Source organism: Prosthecobacter fluviatilis, assembly GCF_055388355.1.
Genome location: NZ_AP043782.1, coordinates 5,096,997 through 5,114,307 on the forward strand (window position 1 = coordinate 5,096,997; position 17,311 = coordinate 5,114,307).

A 17,311-nucleotide genomic window follows, 5' to 3' on the forward strand; every position below is an offset into this window, starting at 1 on the left:
CGGCGGGGGGCTAGAGCAGCCGTTTGCGCTTGAAGTAGACGATCGGCAGGATCGCTGAGAGCACGATCATGATCATGACGAGCACAAAGGCCCAGCCGTTGCTGGGTGCCGGGAGGCCGACATTCATGCCGTAGATGCTGGCGATGAGGGTCGGGGGCATGAAAAGGACGCTGGCGACGGTGAAGATCTTGATGATCTGGTTCTGCTGGATGTTGATGAGGCCGAGGGTGGACTCCAGGAGGAAGGTCATCTCCTGGGTCTGCTGGTTGGTGTAGTCGTCCATGCTCTTGATGTCGCGCATGACGCTGCGGAACTGTGCGGCGAGGTCTCCACGCATCCAGCTGGCGGCGTTGTTGAGGAAGTACTGAAGCATGCGGCTGATGCTGAGCAGGCTTTCGCGGACATTGGCGACGAGGGCGCTGCGGCGGCCGAGGAGCTTGACGACATCGCTGAGGTCTTTCTCCACGGCGGCGTGGGCCTTGTGAGGGTCGAGGGTGAAAATGTCCCGGCAGATTTTTTTCATGTCGGCCTCGACGCTCTGAAGTGCGTCTGCGATGCGGGCGACGATGAGCTCGAGCAGGAGGAGGAAGACGGCGTCACTGGTCAGCGGTGTGGTGCACTGACGTTTGGCCTGGTCTGTGAGAATGCGGAAGGAGAGGGGGTCTGCGTAGCGGACGGTGGTGAGGCAGTCCGGGGCGATGACGAAGGAGATGGAGGTGTTGTCGGGGTCCGTGGTGTCGAGCCCGACGGGAAGCCAGGCGGTCATGTACAGCGTACCTTTCTCGGTGTAGAGTCGGCTGGATTCCTCGATCTCCTGCATTTCTTCACGCGTGGGGAGCTGGTATTCGAGCCATTTTTCGGCTTCGATCTCCTCGGCACGGCTGGGGTTCAGCAGATCGAGGAAGACGAGATTGTCCGGGAACGGATGTGTCTTTTCGTCATTCCAGTCGATGAGCTGTCCTTGCTGTGTGAGAAGTCGTACCATGCGTGGATGCGTGTGCGGGGGGGGGATGGAGGGTAGCCGCACAGGCATGATGTGCCAGAGCAAACTCACCCGGGATATGTGTCAATACCGTGGCGTCGAGGGGTCAACCTCGTCTGACCAAGCCTCGATGCCGCCGCGCATGCTCTGCGTGCGGTGGATGCCAAGCTGGCGCAGGAACTCTGTGGCGCGCATGCTGCGCATGCCATGATGGCAGTAGATGATGATGTGCTCGCCGGGGTCTGTGAACAGCTGGGGGGCGAGCTCACCAAAACGGGAGAGGGGAACGAGCTGCGCCTGGGGGAGGCGGCAGATCTGCCATTCGCTTTCCTCTCGGCAGTCGATGAGACGGAATGGGTGCCCGCCCGGGCTTTGCAGCAGGGTACTTACGTCTGCAGGTTCGATTTCGAGCGGTGTTTCCGGTGTCATGAGCGATCTCAGGGGCGAACCGTGACGGGTGTGCCTTTGGAGACGTTGTTGTAGAAGATGGCCGCCATGTGTGGGGGCATACGGACGCAGCCGTGGGAGGCGGGGTAGCCGGGAAGGAAACCCTCATGCATGCCGATGCCGCCAACGAAGCGCATGAAGTGGTGCATCTTGGAGCCTTCGAAGCGGGTGCCGGGCGGGGGCTTGTCCTTGGTCACGTCGATGTTGGCCATGACGACATTGCCGGCGCTGTCCACAAAGTCACCGTAGAGGTTGGATTTGTGCCACTGGTCCTTCTCGATGATCTTGAAGGTGCCGGTCTTGGTGGCATGCCGTTCGTCACCGGTGGAAAGCGCGGAGACGCCGGCGAGTGCGCCGCCTTTGTAGAAGTAGGCCTTCTGGTCGCTGATGTCGATGGTGATGCTGGGAGCGCCAGACATGCCGTCGCCGTCCCAGTAGGAGTCCTGGTCGGCGTTGTACATGGCGGAGTGGGGGACGCTCTCGGTCGAGAAGGCCTCGAGGTACTGCGTCTGCCCGCGTGTGCTGGCGCTCTGGCAGGAGGCCAGGAGAGCGAGGGCGGGAAGAAGGAGGATGCGGATGGCCTGGGGGATTGCCGATTGACTCATGCGTGAGGGGTACGTTTGCGCGGCCTGAAAAGCCGCGATCATATGCCGTGCCACAGCGCGTCTGTCCAGCGTCAATCCATGCTGGAAGGGGGCTGAAACCCCTGCTGGAGGGAAGTGAGGCTGGGATGTCGCGGAGAAAAGCGAAAAAGGCCGGTTTCCGGCGTTTTTTGCCAATGCGCCGTGTTCTTTTCCTTCCGCTTGTCTTTGCCACATTGATCCATGCCGAAACGCCCTCCAAACCGTCCGGGAGCGGGACGCTTTTCAACGGGTGGAAGCTCTCGCCTGCAGGCAGTCATGTGGCGCTGCCGGGAGACATGCCGCTGAAGATGATCCTCTCCCCAGACGGCAAGGTGGCGGTGGCCGTGTGCGCGGGGTACAACAGCCCCGGGCTGGCGGTGCTCAGCGTGGCGGAGCAGAAGCAGACTCAGTTCATCCCCATTCCGCACATCTGGAACGGGCTGGCGTTTGATCGTGAGGGAAAGCGGCTGTTTGTGAGCGGCGGCAATTCGGGCGAGGTGCACGTGTTCAAGCATGAAGCCGGGGAGTTTTCCCCGCTGACCTCGGTAAAGGTGGCGAAAGAGGGCGAGCCCAAATTTGTGGCGGGCATAGCCGTGCATCCGGAAGACGGCAGGCTGTATGTGTGCAACGAGGCCAACCATGAGCTGTGGGTGCTGAATGGCGAGACGCTGGCGGTGGAGCAGACGGTGGACGTGGGGCTGCACCCACACTCGTGCCACTTTGGCGCTGACAAGCGGCATGTGTATGTGAGCAACTGGGGCGCGCGCAGCGTGTCGATCGTGGATGCGACGCAGGGCAAAAAGCTGCGTGATCTCAGCGTGGGAGTGCGCCCGAATGACATGGCGCTGGCTCCGGACGGGCGGCTGTTTGTGGCCTGCGCTGGAGACAACACGGTGCATGTGATCCAGACGCGCACGCTGGAGAAGAAGGGCGAGGACGCCGACTCCTCCCGCCGGCTGTGGGACGGTACGCGCGAGATTATTTCGACTTCGCTCTACCCGCAGTCGCCCGAAGGCAGCACGCCGGATGCGCTGGCGGTTTCTCCGGATGGGAAGACGCTGTTTGTGGCGAATGCGGACAACAACTGCGTGATGGTGGTGAACATCGGTGAATCTGTCTCCGAGCCCGGCGAGAAGTATGCGGAAAAGATCAGCGCGGTGGAGGGCTTCATCCCGGTGGGGTGGCACCCCACCTCCCTAGCTGTCAGCAGCGATGGAGGCACGCTTCTGGTGGGCAATGGCAAGGGCATCACCGCCATGCCGGACCCCAGCAAGGACGGCGAGCTCAAAGCGGGGGAAAAGCAGAAGGCCATCCACCCCGGGCGCACCCTGGATGGCAGCGTGAGCTTCATTGCCAAGCCGGATGACACGCAGATGACCGCCTACACGGCACAGGTAAGAAAGAACTCGCCCTACAAGCCGGAGATGCTGCGCACGGCACAGAAGCCGAACGACTGCGTGATCCCTGCCAAGGTGGGCGAGCCCTGCCCGATCAAGTACGTGCTCTACATCATCAAGGAAAACCGCACCTATGACCAGGTGCTGGGAGACATGAAGGACGCCAAGGGCAGGCCGATGGGCAACGGCGATCCGAGCATCACGCTGTACGGCGAGGATGTGACGCCGAATCAGCACCAGCTCTCGCGTGACTACGTGCTGCTGGACAATCTGTACTGCAACGGGGAGGTGAGCGTGGACGGACACAGCTGGTGCGATGCGGCGATGGCCACGGACTGGAACCAGCGCTCATGGACGCAGAGCTACTCCTCCCGCAAGGACAAGCTGCCGGGGAATGACGAGCTCGAAACACCCACGGCGGGCTATCTGTGGGACCAGTGCAGGCGTGCAGGGATCAGCTTCAAGACGTATGGCGAAGGCGCGCAGCGCGTGCCAAGTGTCAACCGCGGGAAATGGAGCGAAACGCGGGACATGGACAAATGCCAGAACTGGATCAACGACCTGCATGAGGCGGAAAAGACCGGGGAGCTGCCACGCTTCACCATCATGGCACTGGGGGAAAACCACACCAAGGGAACCACGCCAGGCGCACATACGCCTGCGGCCTGCGTGGGCAGCAATGATCTGGCTTTTGGCAAGATCGTCGAAGCGGCCACCAAGTCGAAGTTCTGGAAGCAGATGGCGATTTTCGTGATCGAAGACGATGCGCAGAACGGGCCTGACCATGTGGATGCGCATCGCACGATCGGCTCCGTGATCAGCCCGTGGGTGAAGCCGCGAAGCCTGGACCACACGCTCTACACCACGGCGAGCATGATCCGCACGATGGAGCTGATTCTGGGCCTGCCGCCGATGACGCAGTATGACGCGGGGGCGACACCGATGTTCCGCTGCTTTACGAATGAGCCTGTGATGAGGGAGTACCGCGCACGGCAGCCCAAGGTGGACCTGCTGGCCAAGAACACGCCGGCATCGCCTGGAGCGAAGGCCAGTGCGATGATGGATTTTGATGAGTTCGATGAAGCTCCGGAGGATGAGCTGAACCGCATTCTCTGGACGGAGGCGAAGGGGCCGGACGTGCCGTACCCGGCGCCGATTCACCGGGTGTTGTTCACGGAGTGAGCATTCCGGCTGTGACGCTCGTGTAGAGTGGTGTTTGCCATACGTTGAGAGACGGGCGGGCTTGCGCCACGCCCATCCCACGTCCGCATCAATGCACGCCGTGGTCGGCGAGGTAGCGTTCGGCTTCGAGGGCGGCGGCACAGCCCTGACCTGCGGCGGTGATGGCCTGGCGATAGACGTGGTCGGCGACGTCGCCTGCGGCGAAGAGGCCCTCTGTTTTGGTGCGGGTGCCTTCGGTCTGGAGGATGTAACCGCCTTCGTCAGTGTCCACGAGGTCTCCGAGGAACTGGGCGTTGGGCACGTGGCCGATGGCGACGAAGACGCACTTGAGCTCGAGCTCGCTCTTCTCGCCGGTGACGAGGTTTTCGAGGGTGACGGCGCGCATCTCACCCTTCTCATCGGTGAGGTATTCGCTGATGGTGGAGTTCCAGACGGGCTTGATCTTGGGATTGGCGAGGGCGCGGTCTGCCATGATCTTGGAGGCGCGCAGTTCGTCACGGCGATGGATGAGATAGACGGTGCTGGCGAATTTGGTGAGGAAGCCGGCCTCCTCGCAGGCGCTGTCGCCGCCGCCCACCACGCAGACGGGGACGTTGCGGTAGAAGGCGCCGTCGCAGGTGGCGCAGCTGGTCAGCCCCTTGCCGATGAGGCTTTTCTCGTTGGGCAGGCCGAGGTGCTTGGGGGAGGCGCCGGTGGCGACGATGACGGTGCGTGCCTCATAGACGGTGCCGCCTTCGGTGTGGACTTCGAAGTGGCCTGCAGCGGTCTTTTTGACGCTGCTGACGAGGGTGTACTCGATGCGTGCACCGAATTTTTCGGCCTGGGTCTGCATGTTCATCATCAGCTCCGGGCCCATGATGCCATTGGGGAAGCCGGGGAAGTTCTCAACTTCAGTGGTGGTGGTGAGCTGGCCGCCGGGCATGTTGCCTGAGAGGATGAGGGGCTTGAGGTTGGCGCGGCCGGTGTAGATGGCTGCGGTATAGCCGGCGCAGCCGGTGCCGATGATGATGACGTTTTCCATGTGAAAGGTGGTGGTAGTGGTGGGAGAAAGGTCGCGGAAGATGGAAAGGCGGGCGGGGGGCGCAACCTTCGCTTTTTACAGACTCGTTGTTGGAGTTTGCGGGCTCCCGGCTTATTTCAAAAATTAACAACGATGTCCAACCCCGCACCGGATGCCAAGGCCAGCCGCAAATCGCTGGCAACGCTGTTTTTCTGCACGGCAATGCCGATGGGGATGTGGAGTGTGCCGCTGGCAAACGTCTTCAATGCGCATGGGCGCGGGCATCTGGTGCCGTGGGTGTTTGCCACGACTGCGACCGCTGCATTCATTTCGCCTCTGTTTGTGGGGGCGCTGGCGGATCAGAAGCATTCGCCGGTCCTGCTGCTGCGCTGGCTGACGGCGGCCACCAGCCTGGCCCTGCTGCTGACATGTGGCTCATTGGCATGGGGCTGGAGCGATGCGGCGGTGTTGATCTGTGCGCAGATGCTGGCTCTGGTGGCTTTGCCGGCCTGGAGTGTGACCAGCAGCATTGTCTTTTCCCAGCTGCATGATGCCAAGATGCAGTTCGGGCCGCTGCGGGCCTGGGCCACGGGGGGCTGGATGGTGGGCTGCTGGACGGTGAGTTTTGTGCTGCGGGCGGATGCCTCGCTGGTGGCAGGTGTCACCGCTGCGGGGCTGTGGCTGGTGGTGATGAGCCTGACCTGGCGGCTGCCGATGATTCCCCCGGGTGAAGTCGTGCAGCACCGCACCTGGAAACAGATCCTCGGACTGGATGCTCTCGGGCTGCTCATCCACCGTGATCATCGCGTGGTTTTCATCACGGCTGCTTTGTACTGCATCCCGCTGGCGGCGTTTTATCCCTACACTTCGCGCCAGCTGCATGATCTGGGCGTGCAGAACATCTCCGCAGTCATATCGCTGGGGCAGACGACCGAGGTGCTGGTCATGCTGGTGCTGTCGGGAGTGATGGCGCGTTTCCGGCTTAAGTGGGTGTTCCTCTCGGGCATCGCCATTTGTGTCGTGCGCTACTCCCTAAATACGATCGACACGCTGGCCAGTGTGATGCTGGGAACCTTTCTGCACGGGTTTGCGTACACGCTCTATTTCATCACCACGCAGATTTATCTGGAGGAGCGCATCGACCCGAAATGGCGGGTGCGTGCGCAGGCGCTGCTGGCCATGCTGATGAGCGGGGTGGGCAACCTGCTGGGGTATCTCGGCGGCGGCTGGTGGTTCGAGGCGTGTACGAAAGGAATAACGACGAACTGGCGCCTCTTCTGGTGGGGGGAGACGGCGCTGACGGCGGCGGTGTGTGTGTTCTTTGCGGTGGCGTATCGGGGCAGGAGCAGGGCATGAGACTGTGTCGCGCGAGTGCCCGAGCGCTGTTTTAGAGTGCGGTCACGCTCAAGGGGTATCGAGTGACGGGGTATTATGACACGCTGATGGACGGGCGGGCTGTCGCCACACCCATCCTACGTTCCTGCGGGCGTCTCACGCCGCCACCTAAGCCAAGCCTGCGCGGACGAGGAGAGCCATGGCGTCGGGGTCGCGGCCCATGAAGTCGTGGAAGAGCTTGGCGGGGTCTTCGGAGTTGCCCTTGCTGAGGATGGTGTCGCGGAATTCGCGGCCGACGGCGGGGTTGAGCACGCCTTCCTGCTGGAAGCGGGTGAAGGCGTCGGCGTCGAGCACTTCGGCCCATTTGTAGCTGTAGTAGCCGGCGGCGTAGCCTACAGGGCTGCTGAAGAGGTGGCCGAAGCGGCGTGCCATGGTGGGCTGCTCGGTCTTGAGCTGCATGAGGTAGCCTTTGAGGATGGAGCGTGCGAGCTTGTCGAGATCTGCACCTTCATCGGTGGCGTGGTGCATGTGCAGCTCGAGGTCGAGCTTGCCGAAGGCGAGCTGGCGCATGATGTCGCTGGCGCTGCGGTAGTTCTTGGCGGCGATTAGCTTTTTGAAGAGACGTGCGGGGATGGTTTCGCCCGTTTCATGGTGGCGCGCGAAGAGGTCGAGGCTCTCGCGTTCCCAGCAGAAGTTTTCCATGAGCTGAGAGGGCAGCTCCACGAAGTCCCAGTAAACGCTGACTCCGTTGAGGGAGGGGATGTCCACATTGCCGCAGAGCTGGTGCAGAAGGTGGCCGAATTCATGGAAGACGGTGGTGACTTCATCATGAGTGAGCAGTGCAGGCTTGCCGTCCACGGGCGGGGTCATGTTTCCGCAGATGAGGCCGAGGTGGAGGCGGCGGTCACGTTCGCCGCTGGGGGGCACGCCCATGCGCAGGTAGTTCATCCAGGCGCCGCCGCGTTTGGAGTCGCGCGGGTGCCAGTCGGCATAGAAGGAGCCGATGTGGACGCCCTTTTCATTGCGCACTTCGTAGAATTTCACCTCGGGGTGCCAGACCTCCACAGGGCCTGCTTTGCCGGGCTGGGAGCTGACATTGGCAGGAGCGTCCTTGCCTGGCTCGACGTAAACGACTTCGCGGCTGGTGATGCGCAGGTCGAAGACTTTCTCCGCGAGCTGGAACATGCCGCTGAGAACCTTGTCGATGGGGAAGAAGGGCCTGAGCTCCTCTTCATCGAAATCGTATTTCGATTTGCGCTGGCGTTCGCTCCAGAAGGAGACTTCCCAAGGCTCGAACAGATCGACGGCCTGATGGGCGTTGTCGGCGCGGAACTCCTGGAGTTCGATGGTTTCGCGCTGGAAAGCCTCATGCACGCGTTCGTAGAGGTCCGTGATGAAGCGGAGGGCGCTCTGGCCGTTTTTGGCCATGCGGTGGGCCAGGATGTGGTCGGCAAAATTGGCCTTGCCCATGATCTGGGCTTTTTCGTGGCGCAGGCGGAGGATCTTCCAGACGAGATCGGTGTTGTCGTGTTCGCCACCGCGGCCGATGCTGCAGGAGCCTTCCCAGACCTGCCTGCGGATGCCTTCGTCTTCGAGGTATTCCATGACGGGGATCATGGAAGGCGCCTTCAGGGTGAAGCGGTAAACTGGCTTTTCAGGCGTGCCGAGGTTTTTGGACAGGGCGTCTGACCTGGCGGCTTCGATGGCGGTCTGAGGCAGTCCTTTGAGGCGGTCAACGTCTTCAATGAGCAACTCCCACTTGTTTGTGGAGTCGAGGACGTTTTCGGAATACTTCTGAGTGTGTTTGGAGAGTTCGGACTCGATTTCTTCCACACGCTTTTTTTTGTCCGGGGGAAGATCGGCGCCCGCCTCGATGAATCCTTCCATGGACTCCTGCAGAGCGCGTTTGCGCACGGGGGGGAGCTGGCGTGCCTCGTCGGTCTTGCTGTAGGTGACGAAGAGATCCCAGAGATGCTCGTTGAGGGGGATCTTGGCAAAGAAGGAGCTGACCTCTGAGAGCATCCTGTTGTGGGCCTCACGCAGAGCGGGGGAGTTGCAGAGAGAGTCGAGGTGGGTGACGAGCCCCCAAGCCTCATTGAGCTCACGGGTGCACTCATCCAGGCCTAGAACGACGGAATCAAAGTTCATTTTGCCGCGGTCCTGGCTGATCACGGCATCCAGGTTTGCCTGCGCCTTCTCAAGGGCGGCGCGGATGTCGGCTTCGATGTGTTCAGGGGTGAGAGTGGACCAGCGGATGTGAAAGTCCTGGGTGAGGAAAGGGGCTGCCATGATGGGGCTTTTTAACTGGGGCGTTGGGGAATGGGGAGTATGGAGCGGATGCAAGGGGCTGCAAATGAGATTGGCATTCAGAAATTGGCTCAAAACAGTGTGAGAATTGACAAAACGCCCATGCTTCACAACATGAGGTCTCACCGTGTCCTCTTCTGACTCCCTCCGCCGCACCCCCTTGCATGCCGTGCATGTGGAGATGGGTGCGCGCATGGTGCCGTTTGCCGGCTGGGACATGCCGGTGCAGTACACGGGGATCGTGGACGAGCACAAGGCCGTGAGGCAGAGCGTGGGAGTCTTTGACATCTCGCACATGGGGCAGTTCATCGTGAGCGGCCCGGGTGCAGAGGTTTTTTTGAACCGTGTGCTGACCAACAATGTCGCCAAACTGCAGCCAGGGCAGGGCCAGTACACCCTGCTGCTGAACGGACGCGGCGGCGTGATCGACGACTTGATCGCCTACCGCACGAGCGAGCGTGAGTTTTATCTTGTGGTCAATGCTTCGAGGATTGACGCGGACTGGGCGCACCTCGAGTCCCTGCTCACCAAAGAGGATGATGTGCTGATGGCCAACGCGAGTGATTTCACCGCCGGTCTGGCCATCCAGGGACCCAGGGCTCGTGAAGTGGCGGCGGCGGTTTTTGGTGGGGCCTCGGCTTATCCGGAGCACAACGCAATCCTCGTCAGCATGACTGAACAAGGGCCTATGTGGCTCTGCGGCACGGGCTACACAGGGGAGGAAGGCTTTGAGTTTTTCATGCCTCTGGAGACTGCGGAGGCGTGGTTTCGCAAGATCGTGGCTGCGGTGAAGGCCGCCGGGGGAATGCCCTGCGGACTGGGGGCCCGTGACACGCTGCGTCTTGAGATGGGCTACCCTCTCAATGGCAACGATCTTTCCGAGGAGCGCACGCCGTTGCAGGCGGGGCTCGGCTTTTTTGTGGATTTTGAGAAGGGGGACTTCCATGGCCGCGAGGCGCTCGTGGCGCAGAAGGCCGCCGGGCTGCCTGACAAGCTGGCTGCCTTTCGCATGACAGGCGCTGCGCCGCCTCCGAGACCGCACTACCCCGTGGTGTATGGAGGGCAGGTCATCGGTGAGGTGTGCAGCGGCACCCAGTCTCCCAGCCTCGGGGCTGGCATCGGCATGGCTTATGTGCCGCTGAGCGCCGCCACGAGCGGGAGCAGCCTGGAAATCGAGATCCGCGGGCGGCGTTTTCCGGCGGAGGTGGTGAGGAAGCCGTTCTATCGCAAGCCATCAGCCTGAACTCCCAACAGACATTTCCCATGAGCCAAATTCCTGACAACCTCCGCTACCGCGATTCCCATGAATGGGTCGATCCCACGCAAAGCCCGTCTCCGGTCGGGATCACTGATCATGCGCAGGCGGAACTGACGGATGTGGTCTTTGTGGACCCTCCCAAGGTGGGCACCCAGGTGAGCGCAGGCCAGCAGGTGTGTGTGATTGAGTCTGTCAAAGCGGCGAGTGACATCTATGCCCCCGTGGCGGGTGAGATTGTGGCCATCAATGAGGCTCTCAGCGGCGACCCGGGGCTCATCAACCGTGAGCCATATGCGGGAGGCTGGATCTTTAAAATCAAGGCGTCCAATGCGGCGGAATTTGAGGGGCTGATGGATGCTGCCGCCTATGGGCAGCACATCGCCTGAGCCGGGCGCAATTTTTGCGCATTTATCCACTCATTTTTTGGCTGCACTGAGTGACAAATTCGTTACTCGTGCCGGACTTTCGCCCATGCCTCCTGAAGCATCCCCCTCTTCTGTTGCCACTGTCCCGGCCGGATTTCAACTCAAGCCGATAGACGCCTATCACCGCCGCCACCGCACCTTTCCCGCCAAGGGACTGGTGGAGAAGTTTACCAACTGGCTGCAGGACGTGGTGGAGGCGGTCATCGCGCACTGCTCCATCCAGGGCGATCCGCCGATCTATGACTCCCGGCATTTTCCATGGGTGAAGGATGTCGAGGCGGACTGGCAAAAGGTGAGGGAGGAACTCGATGCGGTGATGAAATACCGTGATGCGATGCCGAGCTTTCAGGAGATCGTGAAGGAAGTGGGCATGATCCAGGGAGATGACCAGTGGAAGACCTTCTTCCTCAAAGGAGTGGGCATGGACTGTGAGGAAAACGCCCGCCACTGCCCGGAAACCATGAAGGTGCTGGCCAAGATCCCGGGCTGCACGACGGGCTTTTTCTCGATTCTTTCCCCCAAGAAGCATATACCCGAGCATCGCGGACCGTGGGCGGGTGTGTTGCGAATGCATCTGGGACTGCTGGTGCCAGAGCCACGGCATCAGTGCCGCATCCGGATCGCTGACCAGGTTTATTCGTGGCAGGAAGGCAAGGCTGTCATTTTTGACGACACCTACAACCATGAAGTCTGGAATGACACGGATGGCTACCGGGTGGTGCTGTTTGTGGATTTCGAGCGCCCGTTGCGTGCGCCGCTCAACTTCCTCAACCACTGGATTCTGAACCTGGCGTCGCTGGCGCCGTTTTTGCGGGAGGCCAAGGGCAAGCAAAAAGATTCCGAGAAAAAGTTCTGGGCGCTGTTTGGCAAGTGACACCGGGCTCTGGCTAGGTAGCTTGGCGGCATCCAAAATCCGCCCCGATTTCGATGCCCACCCAATTCTCCCGCCGTCACATAGGTCCCTCTGCCGCCGAGGCGGAGAGCATGCTGCAAACACTTGGTTTCAACACGCTGGATGACCTGATAGATCAGGTGGTGCCGGAGGGCATCCGGGTGCGTGAGCCGCTGAACTTGGCACCACCGCTGAGCGAGGAGCAGGCGCTGCGCCGCATGAGGCAGATCATGGGGCTGAACAAGGTCATGCGCTCGTTCATCGGGCTGGGGTATCATGACACTTTCACGCCGCCGGTCATCCAGAGGAACATCCTTGAAAATCCCGGCTGGTACACGGCTTACACGCCGTATCAGGCTGAGATCGCGCAGGGGCGGCTGGAGGCGCTGATCAATTTCCAGACGATGATCCGTGACCTGACGGCGCTGGATGTGGCCAATGCCTCGCTGCTGGACGAAGGCACGGCGTGCGCCGAGGCACTGGGGCTGGCGGTGGCGCAGGTGCCGGGGGCTTCGCGGGTGTTTGTGTCTGACCAGTGTCATCCGCACAGCATCGAGGTGGTGCGCACGCGCATGGATGCCCTGGGCATCCGGGTGGAGGTGGGGGATGTGCTGAAATGGCAGCACGATGGCACGAAGGGACTGGCTGCCGTGCTGGTGCAGTACCCGGACACGCTGGGGGTCATTCATGATTTTGCCGGACTGGCGGCTGAGGTGCATGAGGCGGGTGCTTTGCTCGTCGTGAGCGCAGACCTGCTGGCTCTCACGGTGCTGAGGCCACCGGGGGAATTTGGGGCGGACATCTGCGTGGGCAACAGCCAGCGCTTTGGGGTGCCGCTGGGTTTTGGCGGGCCGCATGCGGCTTTCATGGCGGTGAAGGATGCGCTGAAGCGCCGGCTGCCGGGGAGACTGATCGGTGTTTCCAAAGATGCCTCTGGCAGGGCAGCCTACCGTCTTTCGCTGCAGACGCGTGAGCAGCACATCCGCCGTGAAAAGGCGACCAGCAACATCTGCACGGCGCAGGTGCTGCTGGCGGTGATGGCCTCCATGTATGCGGTTTATCATGGGCCGCAGGGGCTGCGGGCCATTGCGCGCCGGGTGCATGGTGCTGCGGTATGGCTGGCCGGCGAACTGCTGCGCGCGGGGTTGGATGTGCTGAGCGACGATTTTTTTGACACGCTGAGCGTGCGGGTGCCCAACGCGGATGACCTGCTCAAGCGTGCGCTGATCTTTGGCATCAACCTGCGCAAGATCGATGCGACCGCTGTGGGGGTGGCTCTGGATGAACGCGTGACGGAAGAGGAACTGCTGAACCTGCTGACGGCCTTTGGCATTTCCAAGGCGCAGCAGCCTCCGGTGCTGGACGGGGACAGTCCGCTGCACTGTTCTGCACGCCACCACCGCATGTCTGTGTTTCTGACTCATCCGGTGTTCAACTCCTACCACTCTGAGACGGAGATGATGCGCTACCTGCACCGTCTGGAGACGAAGGACATCGCGCTGAACCGCAGCATGATCCCGCTGGGTAGCTGCACGATGAAGCTGAACGCGGCGGCGGAGATGATGCCGCTGAGCTGGCCGGAGGTGAACGGCCTGCACCCCTTTGCGCCGCCGGACCAGACGGAGGGATACCACTCGATGTTTGGAGACCTGGAGGCATGGCTGGCTGAATGCACGGGTTTTGATGCGGTGTCTTTGCAGCCAAATGCTGGGTCTCAGGGCGAATATGCAGGGCTGCTGGCGATCAAGCGCTTCCATGCCGCGCGTGGCGAGGAGCACCGTGACGTGTGCCTGATCCCGACCTCCGCGCACGGCACCAATCCCGCCAGCGCCGTGATGTGCGGATTCAAGGTGGTGCCCGTGACGTGTGACAACCAGGGAAACATCTCCGTGGAAGACCTGAAGGCCAAAGTGGAGGCGCACAAAGAGAAGGTGGCCGCGCTGATGGTGACCTACCCCTCCACGCACGGCGTGTTTGAGGAGTCGATCATCGAGATCTGCCAGCTGGTGCACGAGCATGGCGGGCAGGTGTACATGGACGGTGCGAACATGAACGCGCAGGTGGGGCTGACCTCTCCGGGGCGCATCGGTGCGGATGTGTGCCACCTGAATTTGCACAAGACTTTCTGCATCCCGCACGGGGGCGGAGGACCGGGAGTGGGGCCGATTGCTGTGGCGGCGCATCTGCGGCCGCACCTGCCGGGACACCACACGTGGCAGGCGGACCGGCGTGAAGGTGCGGTGTGCTCGGCCCCCTGGGGCAGCGCCAGCATCTGCACCATTTCGTGGATGTACATCGCCATGATGGGGCCGCGTCTTGTGGATGCGACAAAGTACGCCATTCTGAATGCGAACTACATCGCCAAGAAACTGGAGATGAACTTCCCCACGCTTTACAAGGGGGCGAAAGGATTGGTGGCGCACGAGTGCATCCTGGACTTCAGCCATTTCCACAAGGTGACGGTGGAGGATGTGGCCAAGCGGCTGATGGACTTCGGCTACCATGCGCCAACGATGAGCTGGCCCGTGGCGGGCACGCTGATGATCGAGCCCACGGAGAGCGAGAGCAAGGCAGAGATCGACCGCTTTTGCGAGGCGATGCAGTGCATTCACGCGGAGATGGCCGGAGTGGAGAGCAGCAAGTGCCACCCCACGGACAACACGCTCAAGCAGGCGCCACACACCGCCGCTGCGGTGATGAAGAGCGACTGGCCGCACGCCTATACACGAGAGGCCGCCGCCTTCCCGCTGCCGTGGGTGCAGGAGTCGAAGTACTGGCCGCCCGTTTCACGCATCGACAATGTGTACGGGGACCGCCATCTGGTGTGCACGTGTGTGAGTGTGGAAGAAGCGGCTGCAAGTTGAGGATTTCTCATGCGTTTCACGGCGCATGAAATTCCATCTGGCCGTCCTTGCGGCTCTTGTCTTCGCTGTCGGCATTCGTGCTGCGGATGCGCCACGTCCGAACATTCTCTTCATCATCTTTGATGACTGGGGCTGGCAGCATGCAGGTGCGTATGGCTGCGAGTGGGTGAAGACGCCGAACTTTGACCGGGTGGCGAAGGAAGGTGTGCTGTTCAAGAATGCCTTCACGTCCAACCCGAAGTGCAGTCCGTGCCGGGCCACGATCCTCACCGGGCGCAATTCCTGGCAGCTTGAGGAGGCGGTGTGCCATGGCGGTCTTTTCCCGCCGAAGTTTGCGGTGTATCCGGACCTGCTGGAGAAGGGTGGCTACAGCGTGGGGCTTACGGGCAAGGGCTGGGGGCCGGGCGAGTTCAAACTGGAGGGCCGCACGCGCAATCCTGCGGGGCCGGCGTTTGATCAGTTCACCCAGAAGCCGCCGACCAGGGGGATCGCCACCACGGATTATCCGCGCAATTTTGAGGCCTTCCTGGCGCAGCGTGACAAGGCGCAGCCTTTCTGCTTTTGGATGGGCTTCAAGGAGCCGCACCGCAGCTACGAACTCGACTCCGGGGTGAGGTTGGGCAAGAAACTGGAGGAGGTGAAAGTGCCTGGTTACCTGCCTGACAACGAAACGGTGCGCGGGGATCTGGCGGACTACGCGATCGAGGTGGAGTGGGGGGACAGGCAGATCGGGCAGGCACTGGGTCTGCTGGAAAAGTCAGGGCTGCTGGAGGACACGCTGGTGATTGTGACCTCGGATCATGGCATGCCGTTTCCGCGCGTGAAGGGACAGATCTATGAGGACGGCTACCACCTGCCGCTGGCGATGCGCTGGGGGAAGGGGATCAAGGCCGGGCGCGTGGTGGAGGATTTCATCAATGTGCGGGATCTCGCGCCGACCTACCTCGAACTGGCCGGGCTGCCGAAGCATGAGCAGATGAGCGGCAGCAGCCTGGTGAACATCCTGCGCAGTGAGAAGAGCGGCTTTGTGGAAGACCGCAAGGTCATGCTGGCGGGCAAGGAGAGGCATGATCTGGGGCGGCCAAACGACTGGGGCTATCCTGTGCGCGCGATACGCACGCCTGAGTTTTTCTACAGCCACAACTACCATCCGGAGCGCTGGCCCGCCTGCAATCCTGAAACGGGCTACGGCAATGTTGACGACGGCCCCACGAAGTCGTGGATCGTGGACAACAAGGGACTCTTCTTTGATCTGGCCTTCAACTACCGGCCGGAGGAGGAACTCTACGATATGGCCAAAGACCCTGAGTGTCTGAAGAACCTGGCCAAGGATCCGCAGCATGCCGCGAAGAAGCAGGAACTGAGGGCGAAGCTGGAAGCGATGCTCAAAGAGGAAAAGGACCCGCGCGTGCTGGGCAATGAGGCCATCTTTGACACCTACAAGTACCTCGGGAACCGCAGCAAGAAGGGGTATGCGGAGTGGGAAGCAAAGCAGCGTGGCGTGCCGCTGCCGGAGGCTCCGAGAGGCAAGAAGAGCGCAGAAGAGTGAGAGTGGCGGCCGATCACTTGGCAGCGTCGCCTTCTTTGGGGGCTTCTGGTGGGCGACGGAATTTGCTGCCGGTTTCTGAAGGGGCACCGGGAGTGAATGAAGGGCTTCCTGATTTGCCTTTGCGCTCCTGCATGGCCTTCATGGCGGCGGCTTTTTCATCGGGGTCGAGGACGCCGTTTTTATTGGCGTCGAAGCGTTGCAAAATCACCTCCTGCATGGGGCCTTTGCCTGGGGCGCCTTTGGTTCCGGGGCCACCACCTTTGCGCTCCTGCATGGCTTTCATGGCCGCAGCTTTTTCGTCCGGGTCCAGCGTGCCGTTTTTATTGGCATCAAATTTTTGCACCAGCATTTCCCGGATCTTTCCCCTGCCTTCTCCGTTTCCTGCGCCTGCTGTGCCGGGACGCTGTTCAGGGGCGTCTTCGGCCTGGGTCAGAGAGGTAAATGCGGTGATGGCGAGCAGGAAGGCGGAGAGTGCTTTCATGGCGGGTGGGGTGGATTTGGGGGTTAAACAGAGGGAGGGGCGGGAAAGTTTCGCGTCATCTTTCCATGCGGCCCGGCTTGCCCTTTTAGCAGGAGCCTTTACTCTGACGGCGGGTCGGCCGGAGTGATCGCTGGTGTTTTGCTGCAAGGCAGGGCGCTGGAGGAAAGTCCGGACACCACAGGGCAGCATGCCACGTGAAAGCGTGGGGGCTGCGGTGCAAGCCGCAGTCACAGACAGTGTCACAGAAAACAAACCGCCTGAGCGAAAGCGAGGGCAAGGGTGAAAAGGCGGGGTAAGAGCCCACCGCCCCGACCGCGAGGAAGGGGGCACGACAAACCTCATGCGGTGCAAGACAGAACAGGAGAAACGGCCCGCCTGGCCGCAAGTCCCGAAAGGGATGGATAGCTCCGGGTAATAGTCGCACCACTGCGCAAGCAGGGGCGGGCTGGTCCTCCAGCCTGACAGATAAATGATCATGACCGCGCGTCGCAAGGCGTGTGGAAACAGAATCCGGCTTATGAGGGCTGATCCACATGAAGGCGTCGGGAGAGATCCCGGCGCCTTCGCCT

At 61.5% G+C, this 17,311-nt stretch carries 13 protein-coding genes and 1 other RNA gene; 8 read left to right on the plus strand and 6 right to left on the minus strand.

Features of this window, described 5'->3' with window-relative positions:
• Positions 1–10: 10 nt before the first annotated feature.
• The 3 genes from ACZ5WW_RS19950 to ACZ5WW_RS19960 all read right to left on the minus strand — a co-directional run bounded on the left by ACZ5WW_RS19950 (position 11) and on the right by ACZ5WW_RS19960 (position 2,034).
• Positions 11–985, minus strand: coding sequence for a magnesium transporter CorA family protein (locus tag ACZ5WW_RS19950; protein WP_377162117.1), 975 nt, complete (start codon positions 983–985; stop codon positions 11–13).
• A gap of 81 nt (positions 986–1,066) precedes the next feature.
• On the minus strand, positions 1,067–1,411 hold the full coding sequence (locus ACZ5WW_RS19955) for a rhodanese-like domain-containing protein (protein WP_377162120.1): 345 nt from the start codon (positions 1,409–1,411) through the stop codon (positions 1,067–1,069).
• An 8-nt stretch (positions 1,412–1,419) separates the two neighbouring features.
• Positions 1,420–2,034, minus strand: a complete 615-nt coding sequence (locus ACZ5WW_RS19960) for a L,D-transpeptidase family protein (RefSeq protein ID WP_377162123.1) — start codon at positions 2,032–2,034, stop codon at positions 1,420–1,422.
• A gap of 173 nt (positions 2,035–2,207) precedes the next feature.
• Here ACZ5WW_RS19960 and ACZ5WW_RS19965 point away from each other — a divergent pair, with 173 nt between their 5' ends.
• The gene (locus tag ACZ5WW_RS19965; RefSeq protein ID WP_377162126.1) at positions 2,208–4,631 is read left to right on the plus strand and encodes a beta-propeller fold lactonase family protein; all 2,424 of its coding nucleotides are present in this window, start codon (positions 2,208–2,210) and stop codon (positions 4,629–4,631) included.
• Positions 4,632–4,719: 88 nt separating this feature from the next.
• Here ACZ5WW_RS19965 and trxB read toward each other — a convergent pair whose 3' ends face one another.
• The gene (gene trxB / locus ACZ5WW_RS19970) at positions 4,720–5,652 is read right to left on the minus strand and encodes a thioredoxin-disulfide reductase (RefSeq protein ID WP_377162129.1); all 933 of its coding nucleotides are present in this window, start codon (positions 5,650–5,652) and stop codon (positions 4,720–4,722) included.
• A 132-nt stretch (positions 5,653–5,784) separates the two neighbouring features.
• Here trxB and ACZ5WW_RS19975 point away from each other — a divergent pair, with 132 nt between their 5' ends.
• Positions 5,785–6,987, plus strand: coding sequence for an MFS transporter (locus tag ACZ5WW_RS19975; RefSeq protein WP_377162132.1), 1,203 nt, complete (start codon positions 5,785–5,787; stop codon positions 6,985–6,987).
• Between the two features lie 147 nt (positions 6,988–7,134).
• Here the strand turns inward: ACZ5WW_RS19975 and ACZ5WW_RS19980 are convergent, their stop codons facing one another.
• Positions 7,135–9,255 carry a M3 family metallopeptidase gene (locus ACZ5WW_RS19980; protein WP_377162135.1) on the minus strand — a complete coding sequence of 707 codons (2,121 nt, stop codon included), beginning with the start codon at positions 9,253–9,255 and terminating at the stop codon, positions 7,135–7,137.
• 145 nt (positions 9,256–9,400) lie between these two features.
• Here ACZ5WW_RS19980 and gcvT point away from each other — a divergent pair, with 145 nt between their 5' ends.
• The 5 genes from gcvT (at position 9,401) to ACZ5WW_RS20005 (ending at position 16,261) form a co-directional block, all read left to right on the plus strand.
• Entirely contained in the window at positions 9,401–10,516 is a 1,116-nt protein-coding gene (gcvT, locus tag ACZ5WW_RS19985; RefSeq protein WP_377162138.1) for a glycine cleavage system aminomethyltransferase GcvT, read from the plus strand.
• Between the two features lie 20 nt (positions 10,517–10,536).
• Entirely contained in the window at positions 10,537–10,917 is a 381-nt protein-coding gene (gcvH, locus tag ACZ5WW_RS19990; protein ID WP_377162141.1) for a glycine cleavage system protein GcvH, read from the plus strand.
• Between the two features lie 85 nt (positions 10,918–11,002).
• Entirely contained in the window at positions 11,003–11,830 is an 828-nt protein-coding gene (locus ACZ5WW_RS19995; RefSeq protein WP_377162144.1) for an aspartyl/asparaginyl beta-hydroxylase domain-containing protein, read from the plus strand.
• Between the two features lie 53 nt (positions 11,831–11,883).
• Positions 11,884–14,712: an aminomethyl-transferring glycine dehydrogenase gene (gene gcvP / locus ACZ5WW_RS20000; RefSeq protein ID WP_377162147.1), complete on the plus strand. Its 2,829-nt coding sequence runs from the start codon at positions 11,884–11,886 to the stop codon at positions 14,710–14,712.
• A gap of 25 nt (positions 14,713–14,737) precedes the next feature.
• Entirely contained in the window at positions 14,738–16,261 is a 1,524-nt protein-coding gene (locus tag ACZ5WW_RS20005) for a sulfatase family protein (RefSeq protein ID WP_377162150.1), read from the plus strand.
• 13 nt (positions 16,262–16,274) lie between these two features.
• On the opposite strand, the gene ACZ5WW_RS20010 is transcribed toward ACZ5WW_RS20005, so the two are convergent.
• On the minus strand, positions 16,275–16,742 hold the full coding sequence (locus tag ACZ5WW_RS20010; protein WP_377162153.1) for an EF-hand domain-containing protein: 468 nt from the start codon (positions 16,740–16,742) through the stop codon (positions 16,275–16,277).
• A gap of 111 nt (positions 16,743–16,853) precedes the next feature.
• Between ACZ5WW_RS20010 and rnpB the strand changes: the two genes are divergently transcribed.
• An RNA gene (rnpB, locus tag ACZ5WW_RS20015) (RNase P RNA component class A) lies at positions 16,854–17,277 on the plus strand.
• The last annotated feature ends 34 nt before the right edge of the window (positions 17,278–17,311 follow it).

Excerpts from the sequence above, each read along its gene's own strand:
- gcvP (WP_377162147.1), top strand. The coding sequence starts at position 11,884 with ATGCCCACCCAATTCTCCCGCCGTCACATAGGTCCCTCTGCCGCCGAG.
- ACZ5WW_RS19975 (WP_377162132.1), top strand. The coding sequence starts at position 5,785 with ATGTCCAACCCCGCACCGGATGCCAAGGCCAGCCGCAAATCGCTGGCA.
- ACZ5WW_RS19995 (WP_377162144.1), top strand. The coding sequence starts at position 11,003 with ATGCCTCCTGAAGCATCCCCCTCTTCTGTTGCCACTGTCCCGGCCGGA.
- ACZ5WW_RS19960 (WP_377162123.1), bottom strand. The coding sequence starts at position 2,034 with ATGAGTCAATCGGCAATCCCCCAGGCCATCCGCATCCTCCTTCTTCCC.
- ACZ5WW_RS19950 (WP_377162117.1), bottom strand. The coding sequence starts at position 985 with ATGGTACGACTTCTCACACAGCAAGGACAGCTCATCGACTGGAATGAC.
- trxB (WP_377162129.1), bottom strand. The coding sequence starts at position 5,652 with ATGGAAAACGTCATCATCATCGGCACCGGCTGCGCCGGCTATACCGCA.
- gcvH (WP_377162141.1), top strand. The coding sequence starts at position 10,537 with ATGAGCCAAATTCCTGACAACCTCCGCTACCGCGATTCCCATGAATGG.
- ACZ5WW_RS20010 (WP_377162153.1), bottom strand. The coding sequence starts at position 16,742 with ATGAAAGCACTCTCCGCCTTCCTGCTCGCCATCACCGCATTTACCTCT.
- ACZ5WW_RS19965 (WP_377162126.1), top strand. The coding sequence starts at position 2,208 with ATGCGCCGTGTTCTTTTCCTTCCGCTTGTCTTTGCCACATTGATCCAT.
- ACZ5WW_RS20005 (WP_377162150.1), top strand. The coding sequence starts at position 14,738 with ATGAAATTCCATCTGGCCGTCCTTGCGGCTCTTGTCTTCGCTGTCGGC.
- ACZ5WW_RS19980 (WP_377162135.1), bottom strand. The coding sequence starts at position 9,255 with ATGGCAGCCCCTTTCCTCACCCAGGACTTTCACATCCGCTGGTCCACT.
- ACZ5WW_RS19955 (WP_377162120.1), bottom strand. The coding sequence starts at position 1,411 with ATGACACCGGAAACACCGCTCGAAATCGAACCTGCAGACGTAAGTACC.